We start from the raw sequence: 15174 nt of genomic DNA, 5'->3' as shown, positions 1-15174 counted from the left end.
CGAACGCCCCCGGGCGACGAATGGGCGCTGGCGCGGCTTCAACTGCCCGGATCGCGGTGCGAAACCTGCCTGGTCGACGGTGGCAGGCACAGATGCGCGCGGTATGCTCGGCGTGCGCGACCGACGATGCTGCGGGGTGCCGGTCGCTGGCGCGCAGCGCAGGGCCTGGCGTTTACCGGTACTGCACCGCGCGCTACGCGTGGCCGGTCACGCAGGCGCCGTTACCCCAATCACTTTCTGCACATCGCTCAGGAGCCGCATGCACCGTCGTCATTTCCTGCACAGCGTCGGCATCGCGCTCGCGGCCGCTTCCACCGGGAGCTGGGCCGCGACCGGCAAGGTGGCCGCTGCGCCGTCCTCGCCGCTACCCGCCACGTCGCCGGGCGCCTCGCCCGACCAGTTCGCCGCAGCGCCGCCGCTGGCGCCGATCCGTGCGGCGGTCGATCGCATCATTGCGATCAACGGCTGCACCCGCCCGTTCCGTGCGCAGGGGCCGCGGATCGAGGCCGAACGCATCGGCCGCAAGACGGTGGTGCACAACTATGGACATGGCGGCAGCGGGTGGTCGCTGTCGTGGGGCGCGGCCGAGCATGCGCTGCGGCTGGTGCAGGCCGCCGATGCGGATGCGCGCGAGCTGGCGGTGATCGGCTGCGGCGCGATCGGGCTGACCACCGCGCTGGTGGCGCAACGTGCGGGCCTGCGCGTGCGCATCTATGCGCGCGAGCGCCTGCCGGATGTGCGCTCGTTCTACGCCACCGGCGTGTGGTCGCCGGACTCGCGCGTGTGCACCAGCGAGCACGCCAGCGCCGATTTCAGGACCCGCTGGGAAGAGATGGCGCGCATTTCGTTTCGCCGCTACCAGACCCTGCTGGGCCTGCCGGGCGAGCCGATCGAATGGCGCGATGGCTATGCGTTGTCGGATGTGCCGTTCGATCAACCGAGCGCGTCGGCCGAAGCGCACGAGCCGGACTACCCGCCACTGGAGCGCGACCTGCTCGACGATCTCGGCCCACGCTCGCAACCGGTTGCGCCCGGCAGTCATCCGTTTCCGGTGCCGTTCGTGCGCCGCTACAGCCAGCTGACCTTCAACCTCAGCGCCTACGCGCGCCTGCTGATGGACGACTTTCTGCGGGCCGGCGGCGAGCTGTACACGCGCAACTTCGAACATCCGCGCCAGTTCGGCCAGCTGCGCGAGAAGATCCTGGTCAATGCCACCGGCTACGGCGCGCGCGCATTGCTTGGCGACGACAGCGTCATCCCGGTACGTGGGCAGACCGCGCGCCTGATTCCGCAACCGGAAGTGACCTACGGGTTGGTCTGGCGCGGCCACAATCTCAATGTGGTGCCGCGTCGCGATGGTTTGCTGGTGCAGTCGCAAGGTGCCCATGATTTCAACAACCCCGATGCCACGCCGGATCACGCCGCGTCCGCAGCAGCGGTCCGCGAACTGGCACGCTTGTTTCCTGCGCGCTGAATCGGTTTTCCCGCGCGTTGCGCTCAGGACTCGCCAAGCGAGGCCTGCAGCGCGCGGGCCAGTGCGGCATCGCCGCTGACCAGTTCGTCCCACCGCAAGACCACGCCTTTGCGTCGGCCTTTTTCGACCAGCTTCAAGCCCTGCGGGTCGATGACCAGGGTATAGACCTGCTCGCCGATCTGCAGCTCGCGGCGTAACGGTTTGTCCAACGGCGTCATGGCAGCTCCAGGGGCAAGGACCAGCTATCGGTTGTAGCGCATCGGTCTGCAACGGCGTGCATTCCCGGCGGTGCATGCCGCACGGTGCCGGTGCAATCGCTGCGCGTGCGCATCGACATCCGCGCAATGGCATCGACATCGGCACAGGCGCACCGGTGCCGCATGCACGGCCGCGGTCATGCGCGTTGCGCATGCATCTCGAGAAGCCGGCATCAATTTCGGTCGGTTGCAGTGCGGTGGCCGCGGCTCGGCGCTGGCGAATCGATTACCTGCGCATCATCACCGCGCTGCTCACGGCACAGGTCGTTATCGCCTTGGCGTCACCGCATCCACCGATCGCGCTAACACGCCGACGATTAGCGTAGCGACCATGCGAGGCAGCGTGAGCAAGCACGACAACAACGCTGCATTGCGGGCTTGGCGTCACGTCAGGCACTGCGATGCCGCAGTGACGATGCAGCTGGTCCGCACGCAAGCGCAGGCAAGAAGCACACACGCTGCACCGCATCGTTTATCTACCTATCCATCCAAAGGAGCCGCCCATGGCGATCAAGACAATTGAAGAGCTTTTCGTCCACGAGCTGTCGGACATCTACAGCGCAGAAAAGCAGTTGACCAAATCGCTGCCGCGCCTGGCACGTGCGGCCACCGAACCCAAGCTGGTGGAAGCGTTCAAGCTGCACCTGGAAGAAACCCAGGGCCAGATCGAACGCATCGACCAGATCGTCGAACTGCTCGGCATCAAGCTCAAGCGCATCAAGTGTGCCGCGATGGAAGGCCTGGTCGAGGAAAGCCGCGAGGTGATCGACGAGATCGAAGAAGGTCCGGTACGCGATGCGGCACTGATCGGCGGCGCACAGAAGGTGGAGCATTACGAGATCGCCTCGTACGGCACCATCGCTGCGATTGCAAAGCAGCTGGGCTACACCGATGCGGTGAGCTTGCTGCTGTCGACGCTGGAAGAAGAAAAGGCCACCGATGAAAAGCTGACCCTGCTCGCCGAGCAAGGCGGCAATCAAAAGGCATCCAAGGCCAGCAAAGCGGCCTGATGCATCGCGCGGGCGGCGCTGCTGCCCGTGTTTGCCCGCATTCCGCGGGCAACCCCCACCCGTAGCCAGCCTCAGGTTTCTGCGCGCATGCCGCGTTGCAGTCGTCGTCGGGCGCCAGCCAGGAAATACCATCCATGTTTATGCATAACAAGCGTCTGATGTACACCGTTCGCGTGGCCGAACCCAATCCGGATCTGGCCACGTTGATGCTTGAGCAGTTTGGTGGACCGCAGGGCGAACTTGCCGCTGCGATGCAGTACTTCACCCAGGCATTGGGCGAAGACGATCCGGGCCGCAAGGATCTGTTGTTCGATATCGCCACCGAAGAATTGAGCCACCTGGAAATCATCGGCTCGATCATCGCCATGCTCAACAAGGGCCCGAAGGCTGTGCTCTCGGAAGGCATGGACGAGGCCATGGAGATGCGCACCATGACCCAGAACAGCACCAGCCACACCCAGCAGATTCTGTACGGTGGTGGCCCGGCGCTGGTCAACTCAAGCGGTGTGCCGTGGACGTCGGCGTATGTGGATTCGATCGGTTGCCCGACCTCCGACATGCGTTCCAACATCGCTGCCGAAGCACGCGCCAAGCTGGTCTACGAGCGTTTGATCACCGTGACCGACGATCCGGGCATCGTGGACGCGCTGCGCTTTTTGATGACGCGCGAAGTGGCGCATCAGAAGTCGTTCGAAAAAGCGCTGTACTCGATCGAGCCGAACTTCCCGCCGGGCAAGCTGCCGGGTGATCCGCGCTTCACTGACATTTACTACAACATGTCGCAGGGCGAAGGCGACATGGTCGGCCCATGGAATACCGGCGAGCAATGGGACACGGTTGCAGACCGCGATCTACAGTCTGCAGTGGACGGTGGCGATGGCTCGGCCACGGTTGCGCTGGATGCGACCCAGACCGACGCACTGGATGCGATGTCGTTGCGCCTGCTCTCCAATCCGGAACTCGATCGCGTGACCGGTGCCGACCTGGGCGCAGGCCCGGGTGCCGGCTCCACCACCGGCGATATCCAGCACTGAATCGCTGAGTGCCAACGCACCCAGCATTGGCCCGGATCGTTCGCGATCCGGGCTTTTTATTGCGACCTTACGCGGCATGGATGCCGCGTAAGAGCTTACAAGGACGTACTTGCAGCGTGTCCCGCGACGGTGGGCGGGCAAGGGCCCTGCAGCCAACCCGCAGATCAACCGCTCTGCCCCCGATGCATCCACACCGTTCAATCACCTCTCAAGGCCACCAAGACCGGAGCTTCAGCGTGAGTCGGATGTTCCAAGCCGAACCGGTCGAAGGCTTGATGCCCTAGCCGCGTGCGATGCATGCGAAATGCATGACGCATGACCATGCCGCCTTCCGCAGCTAAAAAACATCGCACGACCAAAACGACGAGGGGCCCCAGGGGCCCCTTTATGTTTGCTACCCGACATTCCCACTCATACGCGCGCAATCTGCGCCGAGTGCTCCTCGCTGGTCCAGTCAGGCCGTACGCCGGCTGCAGTCGTATGGCGACCCAACTGCCAAGGCGTGAGATGCAGCATGGCCACTTTGCCGCCGCCCTGCAGCCATTGTCTGACATCGCCTTCGATGCACAACGGACGATGCGTGGGCATGCTGGCCGATGAGGCCACCAGCAGGGAGAACCCCATTTGCAGGCGGCCGCCGATATCCATCACGTTGCGCAGGCCCGCTACATACACCTCGCCGTTGTCCTGACTCAACCAGGTGGCTGCAGTGCTGCCATCTGCAGAGGCCGTGCAGACGAATCCGCATAGCGGAATCGCACAGCGCTGGGTTTCCCAGATCGCCAGATCCACGCCACTCAACCAGCTTGGTTCCTGCATGTGGATCGAGCGCTGCTGCCCCGGCGCGCGTCGACCGAAGGTGGCACGCTCTTCGCGTCTGCCGCCACGTTCGGCGACCAGAATGTCCGCTTCGGCACCCACGCCGATCTCGACCCATGCGTTGCTCGCCACGCGGGCGGACAACTGAAGAATGCGCGTAATCATGACTACTCCACTGTGTACGTCTCAAGGACACCAAGTGGGTACGCACAATGCGCGCCAGGTTTTCGACTGACGCGGACACCGGTGCTGCAAGGCCCTCGGTGACTTCAGCTACATATGCTTCTTTAGCGACGATCGAACAGGTCGCAAGATGTGCACTGGTGCGCAGCATTTTCCGTGACGGGTGCATTTGCATGCAGGTCTGCATGCAGTTGCAGTGTAACGCGACGGAGCTCGCTACGTTTTGTTAGCCGCTCTTAGACCGTGTGCAATGCATCTCAACCGTGTATCGAATTGAGCGGCAGCTGGATTTCGCATTCCAGTCGCGTATCGCTGAGCTCGTAACGCGTCTGCGCGCCGTGGCTGTAAGGCAAGGCTTTTTCGATCAGGCGACGGCCAAACCCACTGGCCTCATCGCGGTCGTGACGCAACTTTTTCACTGCGCCTTCCTCGACCCAATGCAGCACCAGCCGCGCGGGGGTGTCCTCGCCGGACACCACATCCCAGCGGATCGACAAGGTGCCGGTCTCCACCGCAAGCGCGCCATGCTTGAGTGCGTTGGTGGCCAATTCGTGCAATGCCAGCGCCAGTGTCTGCACGGTGGATTTGCGCAACGCCACATCCGGGCCTTCGACCAGGATGCGCCGCTGATCCGGCTCGGCACCGAGCGCATCCAGTTCCATGTGCAGCAGCGCACCGATGGTGGTCGGCATCGCATCCGACTGCGACAACAGGCCTTGCACGCGCGACAGGGCCGATAACCGATCGTCGAACTTGCCGATGAACTCCGGCATGCTCTGGCTGGTCTGCACGGTCTGCCTGGCCACCGATTGCACCACCGTGATCAGGTTACGGGTGCGGTGCTGCAACTCGCTCACCAGCACGCGCTGCTCTTCCTGCAGGCGGCGTAAATTGTCCGATTCGGTAGAGGTGCCCAGCCATTCCACGACCTGGCCGCGCTCGTCGCGCACCGGCGAGCCACGGGTATGAAACCAGCGATAGCTCTGCTCGGCAGCGTTGTACAGGCGATGCTCCACATCCAGTTCACCGGTGTGCCGGCTGTCGTGCCAGGCAACCATTGTCAGCGCGCGTTCGTCCGGGTGCACTGCCTGCAGCCAGCCCAGTTCCAGGCTGTCGGCATCGCTTTGCCCGGTATAGCGCGACCACTGCGGGCTGGACCAGGTCCAGTGCCCGCCATCGAGCGAGCGCCACACCAACTGCGGAATTCCTTCCATCAGAGTGCGCAGGCGTTGCTCGCTGCTGCGCAAGGCCTGCTCGGCCAGAGTCAGCGGGGTCACGTCCATAAACGTGAGCACCGCGCCACCGATGAAGTTGTGCACGGTGCGATACGGCAGCACACGCACCATGTAGCGTGCGTGGGTGGTGGGGTTTTCCACCTCGCGATCGAGCACCGCCAGCGTGCGGATGACCCGGTGCACGTCGTCCTGCAGTTCGTCGTAGTCCACGTGCAGCTTGATATTGCTGATCGGCCGATGGATATCGCTTTCCACCAACGGAAGGATGTCGGTGACTGCAGGCGTGAAGTTGGTGACGCGCAATTCGTTATCCAGAAACACCGTGGCGATCTGAGTGCTTTCCAGCAGGTTCTTCAGATCGCTGTTGGTCTGCGCAAGCTCCTGCACGCGGTGGGCCAGCTCACCGTTGACCGTGGTGACTTCTTCGTTAACCGACTGCAGCTCTTCCTTGGAAGTTTCCAGTTCCTCGTTGGCGCTCTGCATCTCTTCGTTGAGCGACTGGTATTCCTCGTTGGAGGACTTGAGCTCTTCGTTGGTGCTCTCCAGCTCCTCGATCATCGACTGCAGCCGCTCACGGGTGATGCGCAACTCGTTTTCCAGCACCTGCACCTGCGCATCGGTGGAGGCAGTGTCGCATGGCGTGGGCAGCTCCACCGGTTCGCGCGCTTCCACTTCCTGAAACAGCACCACATACCCGCGCGGCACCTCCGAGGCAGAGGTCGGCTCCACGAACAGATCCACCGCCCAGGTCGAGTTGTCCTCATGCACCTGGACGCCGTTGACATGCACCGGCGACTGGTCCGATTCGGCGCGGCTCAGCGCACTGCGTAGATCCAGGCGCAGATCGCGATGGATCAGGTTGAGCAGATTGAGGCTGGGCGCACCACTGCCGGGACGAATGAAACGCCCGGCCTGCGCGGAGAAATGCAGCACATCGAAATGCTCGTCCAGCACCGCATATGCCGGCGCGTACCGATCGGCGATGCGCTCGCCGGCACGCACCAAGGCATTGCTGGAGGTGCGCTGCCGCTGCGGCGGTGCAGGCACCCTACCCGCTGCGGCAAGCGGCATGTTGGGAAAGGTGGCATGCACGTTGTTCTCGGCATCGATACGCTGAAAGACGCGGAAGCTGCGTTCCACCGGCACGAACAACTTTGCGTGGCGCGAGACGTTTTCGGCATTCCCCAGGAACAAATACCCACCCGGCCGTAGCGCGAAATGAAAGATCGGGATCACCCGGTTCTGCAGCTCCGCATCCAGGTAGATCAGCAGATTGCGGCACGACACCAGGTCCAGCCGCGAGAATGGCGGGTCCTTGACGATGCTGTGCTGGGAAAACACGCACAACTCACGCAGTTCCTTGCTCACCACATAGGTATCGCCTTCCTTGACAAACCAACGCCGCAGGCGCGCCGGCGCAACCTCGCTAACGATACTTGAGCTATACCGCCCCACCCGTGCCGCCGCCAGCGCACGTCCATCGATATCGCTGGCAAAGATCTGGATGCGGGGTGGGGAATCCAGCGTTTCGGCGTGCTCACGCAGCAGCATCGCCAACGAATATGCTTCTTCCCCGGTGGAGCAGCCCAGCACCCACACGCGCAGGCTGTCGCCGACGTGCTTTCCCTGAAACAGGCGTGGAATCACCTGCTGCTCCAGGAACTCGAACTCGCGGCGGTCGCGAAAGAACTGGGTCACACCGATCAACAGATCGTTGAACAGCTGCAGCGGTTCGTCGAAGCGGTTGCGCAGCGCGTCCAGATACTGTTCCAGCGTATCCACCTGCACGACCTGCATGCGCCGTTGCACGCGGCGCAGGAACGTGGCGCGTTTGTAACCATGGAAATCGTGCCCGGTGGTGTTACGCAGGATGCCCGCCACCTGGCTCAGGTGATCGTTCTCGCTGCCAGTGCGCACGCCGGTTGGGGCGGGATGACCGAGTCCGTAATGGCGCTGCATGTGTGCGGCGATGCGCGCGGCCACAGCTGGCAGCGGCAGAATATCGTCGCTGATCGCGGCCGCGTTGCTTGCGCTGCGCAAATCCAGCGCCTGCAAGGCAGGATCGTCCACCACCAGCGCAAGCCCACCGCATTCCTTGATGGCGGCGGTCCCTAGCGTGCCATCGCCATCGAAGCGGCCCATGATCAACCCGATCACGTTGCCATCCTGGTCGTGCGCCATCGACACGAAGAAGGTATCGATCAAGCCATGATCGCTTTCGCCCTCCGGCAGCGCACGCAGACGGACCCGGTTTTCTTCCAAGGTCACCAAGGTGGCGCCGGGCGGCAGATAGAAATGCCCGGGCTGCAGCTGGTCGCCGTCGTTGGGCACCAGCAACAGACTGGCCTGATCGCCGAGCAATTCGCGCAGGCGGTCTTCGTCCAGCAACTGGCGATCGCGCAGCAACAACATGATGGCCAGATTGGGCGCCCCCGCCACGGTATCCAGCAGCTCGGCCAGGCGGGCAGCATCCAGCCCTGCGGTGCCTATCCCGAGAACGAACAAAGGCGCCTGCGCCGCGGTATCAGGCACGACGTCGTCTTGGAGGGCAGCAGTATTGGTCATCACGGAAATCACATCGTCGGTGCAAGACAGAAACGTCTGTCGTTGATGATGAAGCAAAGTGGTGTAGACATCCACGCGCGCATGCACCGGTGCTAAACCTTGAAGAGATCGCTCTTTGAAGTGCTTGCTTACGCGCGTTATTAACGTGTGCTACGCGCACGATGCACGGGTGCGTCGTCAGACTGCATCCTGCCTCCGGAGTTTTTTATGCCCAACCACACACTGCACGGCCGCCGCATTCTGGTGGTCGAAGACGATTACCTGCTCGCCGAATCGCTCAACGACTTGCTGATCGAAGCCGGTGTCCGCGTGGTCGGACCGGTGGGCAATGTGTCCGAGGCGCTTTCGCTGGTGACTTCGGGCGAAGAGATCGATGGTGCGTTGCTCGACGTCAATGTGCGCGGCCAGCCGGTGTTTCCGGTGGCCGATGCATTGCTGGAGCGCGGGGTCCCGTTCTCGTTCTGTTCCGGCTATGACCGCTACACGCTGCCGGCGCGCTTTGCGCATCTGTCGTACTGCATGAAGCCGTACAACCCGCGCGCGATCACCACGCTACTGAGCGACCAGGCTCAACCGGCCGAGCATTATTGATCGATCCGCTGATCGGATCTCACCGACAACCCGTCACCGATCGGAAGTGTCGGCCTGGGTGTCCTTCATCTGCTGGCGGGCGCGCTCTTCTTCGCCGAGCTGATTGAGCAGCTCCACCGCTGACTGGTGCGCGCTGCGCAAGGTCTCCAGTGGCTTGGAGGCCTCGTTGCGCAACGCATACAGCGCAAATCCCATCACGTTGAGACGATTGCGCAATTGGTGGAGCAGCTCACGCCGCTGTCCATCGGATGCATCGGCCACTACGCGTCCTTGTCGCTGAGCCGGTTGTGCAAGGTTCGCACACTGATGCCCAACTCACGTGCGGCGGCCTTCTTGTTGAAGCGGGTACGTGCCAATGCTGCCTCGATCATCGCGTCCTCGGCCTGGCGCATGGTCCAGCCTGCGGGAATCAACAATCCGTTCTCGTCGGCCTGCGGCACGGTCTGCTCCACGTCCGGCGCACTCAACAGGTCGCCATCGGAGCGTAGATACAGATAGCGGATGAACGAGCGCAGCTCACGCACGTTGCCCGGCCAGGTGTGGTACGCCAGATAGCGCAGCAATGACTTGGTCGGCAACTTGCGCGCGCCGTATTTGACGTTGAGTTCGTCGATCACACGCAAGCCCAGCAACCGCGCATCGCCACGCCGTTCGCGGAGTGGCGGCACCGGGATCGGATATTCGTTGAGCCGGTAGAACAGATCCTCGCGCAGCACCGCTTGCTCGCGCTGCACATGCTGGTGGGTGGCAGCGACCACGCGCGCATCGAGCGGGATCTCTTCGTTGCCGCCCACGCGCATGAAGCTGCGCGATTCGATCGCCCGCAGCAGATACACCTGCAGACGCTTGGGCATTTCGCCGATTTCGTCCAGAAACAGCGTGCCCTCGGCAGCCTGCTCCAGAAATCCGGCATGGCGACGATCGGCGCCGGTGAAGCTGCCGCGCTCGTGACCGAACAGCTGGCTTGCCAGCAGCTCTTCCGGGATTGCGCCGCAGTTGACCGGCACAAAGCGACCGCGACGACCGGAGACACGATGGATGGCACGCGCGACCAGGTCCTTGCCGGTACCGGTCTCGCCGGTCACCAGCACGTTCAAGTCGGTTGGCGCCACGCGCACGATGTCCTTGCGCAACAGCACGATGCTGTCGCTGTTGCCGACGATGCCCAGGTTGCCCTGCTGCGCTTCACGCAGACCGCCGAGCACACGCTCCAGGCGTTCCGGCGCGAATGGCTTGGTCAGGAACTCGCTGACCCCGAACTGCTGCGCGCGGCCCTTGGTTTCATAGGCGTAATCGCCCGACACCACCACGATCTGTGGCGTGTGATCCGGGTCGAGCCGTTCGATGAGATCGAAACCGCTGCCGTCAGGCAGGCCAACGTCCACGACCAACAGGTCAGGGAAATTGCTGTCCAGCCAACGGCTGGCTTCGCCAAGGGTGTGCATGCCCTTGGCCCGGAAGCCGCTATCGGTGGCTAACTCCACCACCTGATCGCAGAACTCCACGTCGTCGTCGATGATGGCGCAGGAAAGACGGTCCATGGGCGCTTCTGTCCGCAAAGTGCTGATACATGTTCAGTTGTGAATTGTGACGACGGCGCGAAAAAGCGCCGCTCGCCACGTCGAGTGGCACACCGGTGTCATCACCATCAGGGATGAGCGTAGCTCTTTCCCCAATGTCGAGCCCGCCGTGCCGATTTTGACCGAAGTACGCATGGCAAATCCTGGTTACGCCAGTGCCAAGCGTCACGGTTGGGCTCGATCGGCGCAGCGCGAGTGCCAAAACGCCACGAAGTGCAAGGTTTTGCGAAGGCTGCCACGCCAGTCCGAGGCGGATGCCATCATCGATGAGCTACTGGATCAGCTCGCTTGCGCTGCTACATCGCGATCTAGGCGTCAGCTGGTGCTGACCTGGGCCAGCGCCATGGGAGGCGTTGGGCGAACCGCTCCAGCGGGGCCGGTCGGGTTCGATGTGCTATCTACAGCCTACGCACTCATGGTGGAGAGCGTGTGTACAGATCGCTCAAACACCGGGCTTGTACGGTCATTGAAACGAGAAGCGCCCGCGGATGCAGGCGCCTTCGTCGGTATCGCGTAGCGGTTGGGCTCAGCGTTTTTCGGATCCATCCGGGCGTTCGTAGTCCTGTTCCGGATCCGCTTTGTTGACGTCGCGGTCTTCGTCGGGCATGTCGTGCACCTTCCATTCGACATTCTCGTTGCGCTGCTCCTGCGGCGTGAACGGCTTGCTCTGGTCATCGTCCGGACCCCACGGTTTCTTCGGTTCACTAGCCATTGCGATTCTCCTGCCTGATTGTCGTGTCACCACGCTAGGCAGGCGGGCATTGCAAGGTGGTGAACAAACCTGCGTCACCGTGTGAAGTGATTGCGCAGATGGCCCCGCCAACTACGCCAAGTACGCGTGATCCGAACATGCTCAGCCACCGGTCTGCGAATGCGGTGCCGCCACCGGTTTGGACTGCGGCGAATCCTTCTGCCGTAGCCAGATGGTCAACACCACCAGCGCGAACACCGCCAGGAATTCGCTCTGCCAGTTCTGCATCGATTCAAACCAGAACCCGGCGTCGGTGAAATGGTCGAGGATGCTGATCGGCGGTAACCCTTTTTGTAGGCGCTCCAGCAACGCAAGCCGCCAACTGCCGAGCAGATGCAGGACAAAACTCATCAGGAAAAGCACCCCAAATGCCAGCGCCAACGAGTGCTCATACACGCGCAGCCACAGCCCACCGGCACGCACCGGCCACGGCGTCTGGCCCGGCTTGATCTCGGCGCTTTCTTCAGCAGGATCGAGCGGACGCGACTCGGCCGAACCCACCTGGCGCAGCTTGACGGTCAGCAGCACATACATACCCATCTGCAGGAACTCGCTCTCCCAGTTCTCGAACAGGGCCGAGACGAAATGCGGGCTGTGCAGATACGCGGCCAGCAGCAGCGTTGGCTGGCGCTGCTCCGCCAACTCCGCGTTGTAAGCATGCAGGCCGGCATAGATCTGGCAGCCGATGAAGAGCAGCGTCAGCGCAAGCAGACACAGCGACAACCCATTGCGACGAAAGACCATGCGTAACTCCTGACGATGCGTGCAGTATCGAGCGTGATCGGCAAAAGCGCATGAAGCCTGCGCGCACTGCCCACCGTGAGATCGGCTGGAGTGCTTGCTGACAACGTGAACGCGCCGCGCGCAACACACATGCCGGCGACATCGTCTAGCCCGGACGTTTACGTCTGCATGACCACACTGACGCTCACTTCGTAGTGATCCACACCGTCAGGAGACCCCACATGCCCGTCCCCAATTACCCACGCCCGCCGTTCAAGCCGCAGCAGCAGGGCTTCCCCGGCCGGACCGAGAAGATGGATCCACGCCCGGACCATGGCGAAGATAGCTACGTCGGTCACGGGCAGCTGACAGGCAAGCGCGCGCTGATCACCGGTGGCGACAGCGGCATTGGTGCTGCGGTGGCGATTGCCTACGCACGCGAAGGCGCCGACGTGGCCATCGCGTATCTGCCCGATGAGCAGGAGGACGCGGCCAGGATCGGTGCGCTGATCGAAAAGGCCGGCGTCAAAGCGCTATTGGTCGGTTGCGATATCAGCGACCCGCACCAGGCCGCAGCATTGATCGAACAGGTCAACAGCGCCTTCGGCGGACTGGACATTCTGGTCAACAACGCCGGCTACCAGAAGTATTTCCAAAATTTCGAAGACATTACGCTAGACGAATGGCGCAAGACCTTCGACACCAATGTGCATGCGGTGTTTCATCTGGTGCAGCTGTCGGTGCCGTTGATGAAGGACGGTGGCTCCATCATCAATACCGCCTCGGTGCAGTCCAAGAAACCGACTCCGAATATTCTTCCCTATGCCGCCACCAAGGGCGCGTTGGCCAACCTCACCATTGGTCTGGCCGGCGTGCTGGCCGACAAGCACATCCGCGTCAATGCGGTGCTGCCCGGCCCGATCTGGACGCCGTTCATTCCGGCAGGCATGGACGAAGACTCGGTGGAAAACTTCGGCAGCCAAACCCCGATGGGGCGGCCCGGCCAGCCGGTCGAGCTGGCATCGGCCTACGTGATGCTGGCGGCCGACACTGCCAGCTACACCTCCGGCACGTTGCTGACCATTGCCGGTGGCGCCGTTACTCTGTAACCCGCTCCACGTTATCGCCAAACCCGCGTTGCTCTCGCAGCAACGCGGGTTTTTTTGTGTGCAGCAGCGCGCCGCATGTGCATTTCAGATTCGATCAAAGGCGCGGTTGGCCGAGCGCGCGGTGCCCTTGCCGCTCACGGGACACGCCGTGAATCCGTTCGTGGAGCAACTGTGTTGTTGGAGTGGCTCTGCCGCTCCGCAAGCCGGGCACGGTGGTGCTGGCCGCCTGTCGGCAGCCATGGCCCCATCGAGCGCATTGACACTCAGGTCGGGATGGCTTGGGCCTGTCCGGCTAGCGCATCTCTGGCGCGGGCGTTGAGGATGACCAGCATCTTGCGCATCGCCGCCACGACGGCGATCTTGCCGGGCTTTCCGCGTGCCCGCAGCGACCGATAAAACTCCCGGATCCGGGGCTCGTACTGGATGGCCGACAGGCAGGCCATGTACAGCACGTTGCGCACCTCGATCCGCCCGCCGCCGATCCTGCGGATGCCGCGCGTGGTGCTGCTATCGTGGGCGATGGGAGCGACGCCGACCAGCTTGGCAATGGCCTTGCCATCGAGGGTGCCCAGCTCCGGCAGATAACTGGCGATCACCGCTTGCAGGATCGCTCCGACGCCTTTAAACGAACGCATCGCTTCCAACTGCGGTTGCTGGCGGACCTGTTCGGCGATGTGTTTTTCCAGTCGCACGCAGTGCTTTTTCATCTGCGTGATATTGGCCTGCAGCAGGCGGCGTAAGCTGGTGTCCGTCCCCTGTTCCAACTGGTTTTGCGCGCTTGTTGCCAGCTCCACAAGCTGCTGTCGCGCACGCACGAACTCGCGCAGCTTTCGCCGCCAAGGCTCCATCGGCTGATAGGCACGCAGCTCAAGGGTGGCCGCCATGCAGGCCAGATTGGTTGCATCCAGGCGATCTGTTTTTGCCGGCAAACCGGTGGCAGCAGCGAAGGCCTGGCAGCGGTACGCATCGGCCCGCACGACTTGGTGACCGGCGTCGAACAGGGCATCCAGTATCTGCTGTTCGTAACCGCCAGACGCCTCCAGGACAACCTGGCCAGCCTGCTGCGTCGCCAGCCAGGACAGAAGCTTGCGATCGCCCGCGGGTGTGTTGTGAAACCGCTCGAAAGGGCCGCGATGGACGGCTACATCCAACATGGCCTTGCACACATCAATCCCGATGCCGTTCATGGGCGAACTCCGTTAGGCTTAAAGGGTCGAGAGCTCCCCCGCCTGCCCAGCCTTACGTCTACGCGTGGCAACACTGGCAACTGTTCGGGCGATACGGGGGAGAAACCGACGTGGGCACCTGTCTCCACGACGATCGGCAATGATCTAGGCTCTCACGGTGGCCCACGTCGGCTCTCGACACCCAGACTGGCAGAATCCGAACAGATAAGGCTCAGTGGCGGCATCCATGCCGCCACATGGTCCCGCCCCCGGATACGACGCCACGCTTCCACTCATCGCGGCTGCTGATCGACAAACAATGTCATCAGCCGGGCGTAACGTCTGCGGATTCGCAATGATGCCTGAGCGATGCTTTTTGGCAGCGCTCGGATGCGGCCGAACAAAGATCCAGCACTTCGCAAGCGAAGAACACTTTCTAAGCCGCGATCAATCTAAGGAGCCTCTGAACAAAGCACAGCAGATGCGCGACACTATTGCCACAGAGTGAGGAATCATCCATGCAACTGACGTTCGGTGACGCTGAGGGCCTGGGTAAACGCAAGCAGACCCGGCGCGAGATCTTTCTGGCCGAGATGGAGCAGGTGGTTCCGTGGCAGCAACTGCTCGGGCTGATCGCACCGCACTATCCGGTGTCGGGGCGGCCAGGTCGGCAGCCG

The 15174-nt window shown here is 62.7% G+C and carries 14 protein-coding genes and 1 pseudogene; 6 read left to right on the top strand and 9 right to left on the bottom strand.

What is annotated here, in order from left to right:
* The first annotated feature begins 259 nt into the window (after window positions 1-259).
* Window positions 260-1474 (top strand): FAD-dependent oxidoreductase, encoded by a 1215-nt coding sequence (locus tag ABS769_RS17355; protein ID WP_317062637.1) that lies wholly within the window; start codon window positions 260-262, stop codon window positions 1472-1474.
* A gap of 23 nt (window positions 1475-1497) precedes the next feature.
* Here ABS769_RS17355 and ABS769_RS17350 read toward each other — a convergent pair whose 3' ends face one another.
* The gene (locus tag ABS769_RS17350) at window positions 1498-1692 is read right to left on the bottom strand and encodes a hypothetical protein (protein ID WP_317062636.1); all 195 of its coding nucleotides are present in this window, start codon (window positions 1690-1692) and stop codon (window positions 1498-1500) included.
* A 542-nt stretch (window positions 1693-2234) separates the two neighbouring features.
* On the opposite strand from ABS769_RS17350, the gene ABS769_RS17345 reads away from it, so the two are divergent.
* Together ABS769_RS17345 and ABS769_RS17340 are read left to right on the top strand one after the other, a co-directional pair.
* On the top strand, window positions 2235-2741 hold the full coding sequence (locus ABS769_RS17345; protein WP_016900918.1) for a ferritin-like domain-containing protein: 507 nt from the start codon (window positions 2235-2237) through the stop codon (window positions 2739-2741).
* A gap of 134 nt (window positions 2742-2875) precedes the next feature.
* Window positions 2876-3775: a manganese catalase family protein gene (locus ABS769_RS17340; protein ID WP_317062634.1), complete on the top strand. Its 900-nt coding sequence runs from the start codon at window positions 2876-2878 to the stop codon at window positions 3773-3775.
* Between the two features lie 411 nt (window positions 3776-4186).
* On the opposite strand, the gene ABS769_RS17335 is transcribed toward ABS769_RS17340, so the two are convergent.
* Both ABS769_RS17335 and ABS769_RS17330 read right to left on the bottom strand, forming a co-directional pair.
* Window positions 4187-4759 carry a hypothetical protein gene (locus tag ABS769_RS17335; protein WP_317062633.1) on the bottom strand — a complete coding sequence of 191 codons (573 nt, stop codon included), beginning with the start codon at window positions 4757-4759 and terminating at the stop codon, window positions 4187-4189.
* Window positions 4760-5034: 275 nt separating this feature from the next.
* Window positions 5035-8577, bottom strand: a complete 3543-nt coding sequence (locus ABS769_RS17330; protein ID WP_317062632.1) for a CheR family methyltransferase — start codon at window positions 8575-8577, stop codon at window positions 5035-5037.
* A 207-nt stretch (window positions 8578-8784) separates the two neighbouring features.
* Between ABS769_RS17330 and ABS769_RS17325 the strand changes: the two genes are divergently transcribed.
* Window positions 8785-9168 carry a response regulator gene (locus ABS769_RS17325; protein ID WP_317062631.1) on the top strand — a complete coding sequence of 128 codons (384 nt, stop codon included), beginning with the start codon at window positions 8785-8787 and terminating at the stop codon, window positions 9166-9168.
* A 33-nt stretch (window positions 9169-9201) separates the two neighbouring features.
* Here the strand turns inward: ABS769_RS17325 and ABS769_RS17320 are convergent, their stop codons facing one another.
* The 5 genes from ABS769_RS17320 to ABS769_RS17300 all read right to left on the bottom strand — a co-directional run bounded on the left by ABS769_RS17320 (window position 9202) and on the right by ABS769_RS17300 (window position 12243).
* Window positions 9202-9429, bottom strand: a complete 228-nt coding sequence (locus ABS769_RS17320) for a hypothetical protein (protein WP_176340289.1) — start codon at window positions 9427-9429, stop codon at window positions 9202-9204.
* Window positions 9429-10709: a sigma-54-dependent transcriptional regulator gene (locus tag ABS769_RS17315; RefSeq protein ID WP_317062630.1), complete on the bottom strand. Its 1281-nt coding sequence runs from the start codon at window positions 10707-10709 to the stop codon at window positions 9429-9431. The genes ABS769_RS17320 and ABS769_RS17315 overlap by 1 nt, the downstream gene beginning before the upstream one ends.
* A 33-nt stretch (window positions 10710-10742) precedes the next feature.
* Window positions 10743-10883, bottom strand: a complete 141-nt coding sequence (locus ABS769_RS17310) for a hypothetical protein (RefSeq protein WP_317062629.1) — start codon at window positions 10881-10883, stop codon at window positions 10743-10745.
* Window positions 10884-11274: 391 nt separating this feature from the next.
* A complete protein-coding gene (locus tag ABS769_RS17305; RefSeq protein ID WP_350498214.1) occupies window positions 11275-11460 on the bottom strand; it encodes a hypothetical protein in 186 nt (61 codons plus the stop codon).
* Between the two features lie 141 nt (window positions 11461-11601).
* Window positions 11602-12243 (bottom strand): DUF6766 family protein, encoded by a 642-nt coding sequence (locus tag ABS769_RS17300; protein ID WP_317062628.1) that lies wholly within the window; start codon window positions 12241-12243, stop codon window positions 11602-11604.
* A 221-nt stretch (window positions 12244-12464) separates the two neighbouring features.
* Here ABS769_RS17300 and ABS769_RS17295 point away from each other — a divergent pair, with 221 nt between their 5' ends.
* Window positions 12465-13331 carry a glucose 1-dehydrogenase gene (locus tag ABS769_RS17295; RefSeq protein ID WP_046933190.1) on the top strand — a complete coding sequence of 289 codons (867 nt, stop codon included), beginning with the start codon at window positions 12465-12467 and terminating at the stop codon, window positions 13329-13331.
* Between the two features lie 263 nt (window positions 13332-13594).
* Here the strand turns inward: ABS769_RS17295 and ABS769_RS17290 are convergent, their stop codons facing one another.
* A complete protein-coding gene (locus ABS769_RS17290) occupies window positions 13595-14518 on the bottom strand; it encodes an IS110 family transposase (protein ID WP_317062627.1) in 924 nt (307 codons plus the stop codon).
* 497 nt (window positions 14519-15015) lie between these two features.
* Here ABS769_RS17290 and ABS769_RS17285 point away from each other — a divergent pair.
* A pseudogene (locus tag ABS769_RS17285) lies at window positions 15016-15174 on the top strand (IS5/IS1182 family transposase); the annotation flags it as partial.

Source organism: Xanthomonas hortorum (assembly GCF_040279205.1).
GTDB lineage: Bacteria > Pseudomonadota > Gammaproteobacteria > Xanthomonadales > Xanthomonadaceae > Xanthomonas > Xanthomonas hortorum_F.
Note: the sequence above shows the minus strand (reverse complement) of the source record. Positions and strands in the feature narration are given on the sequence as shown.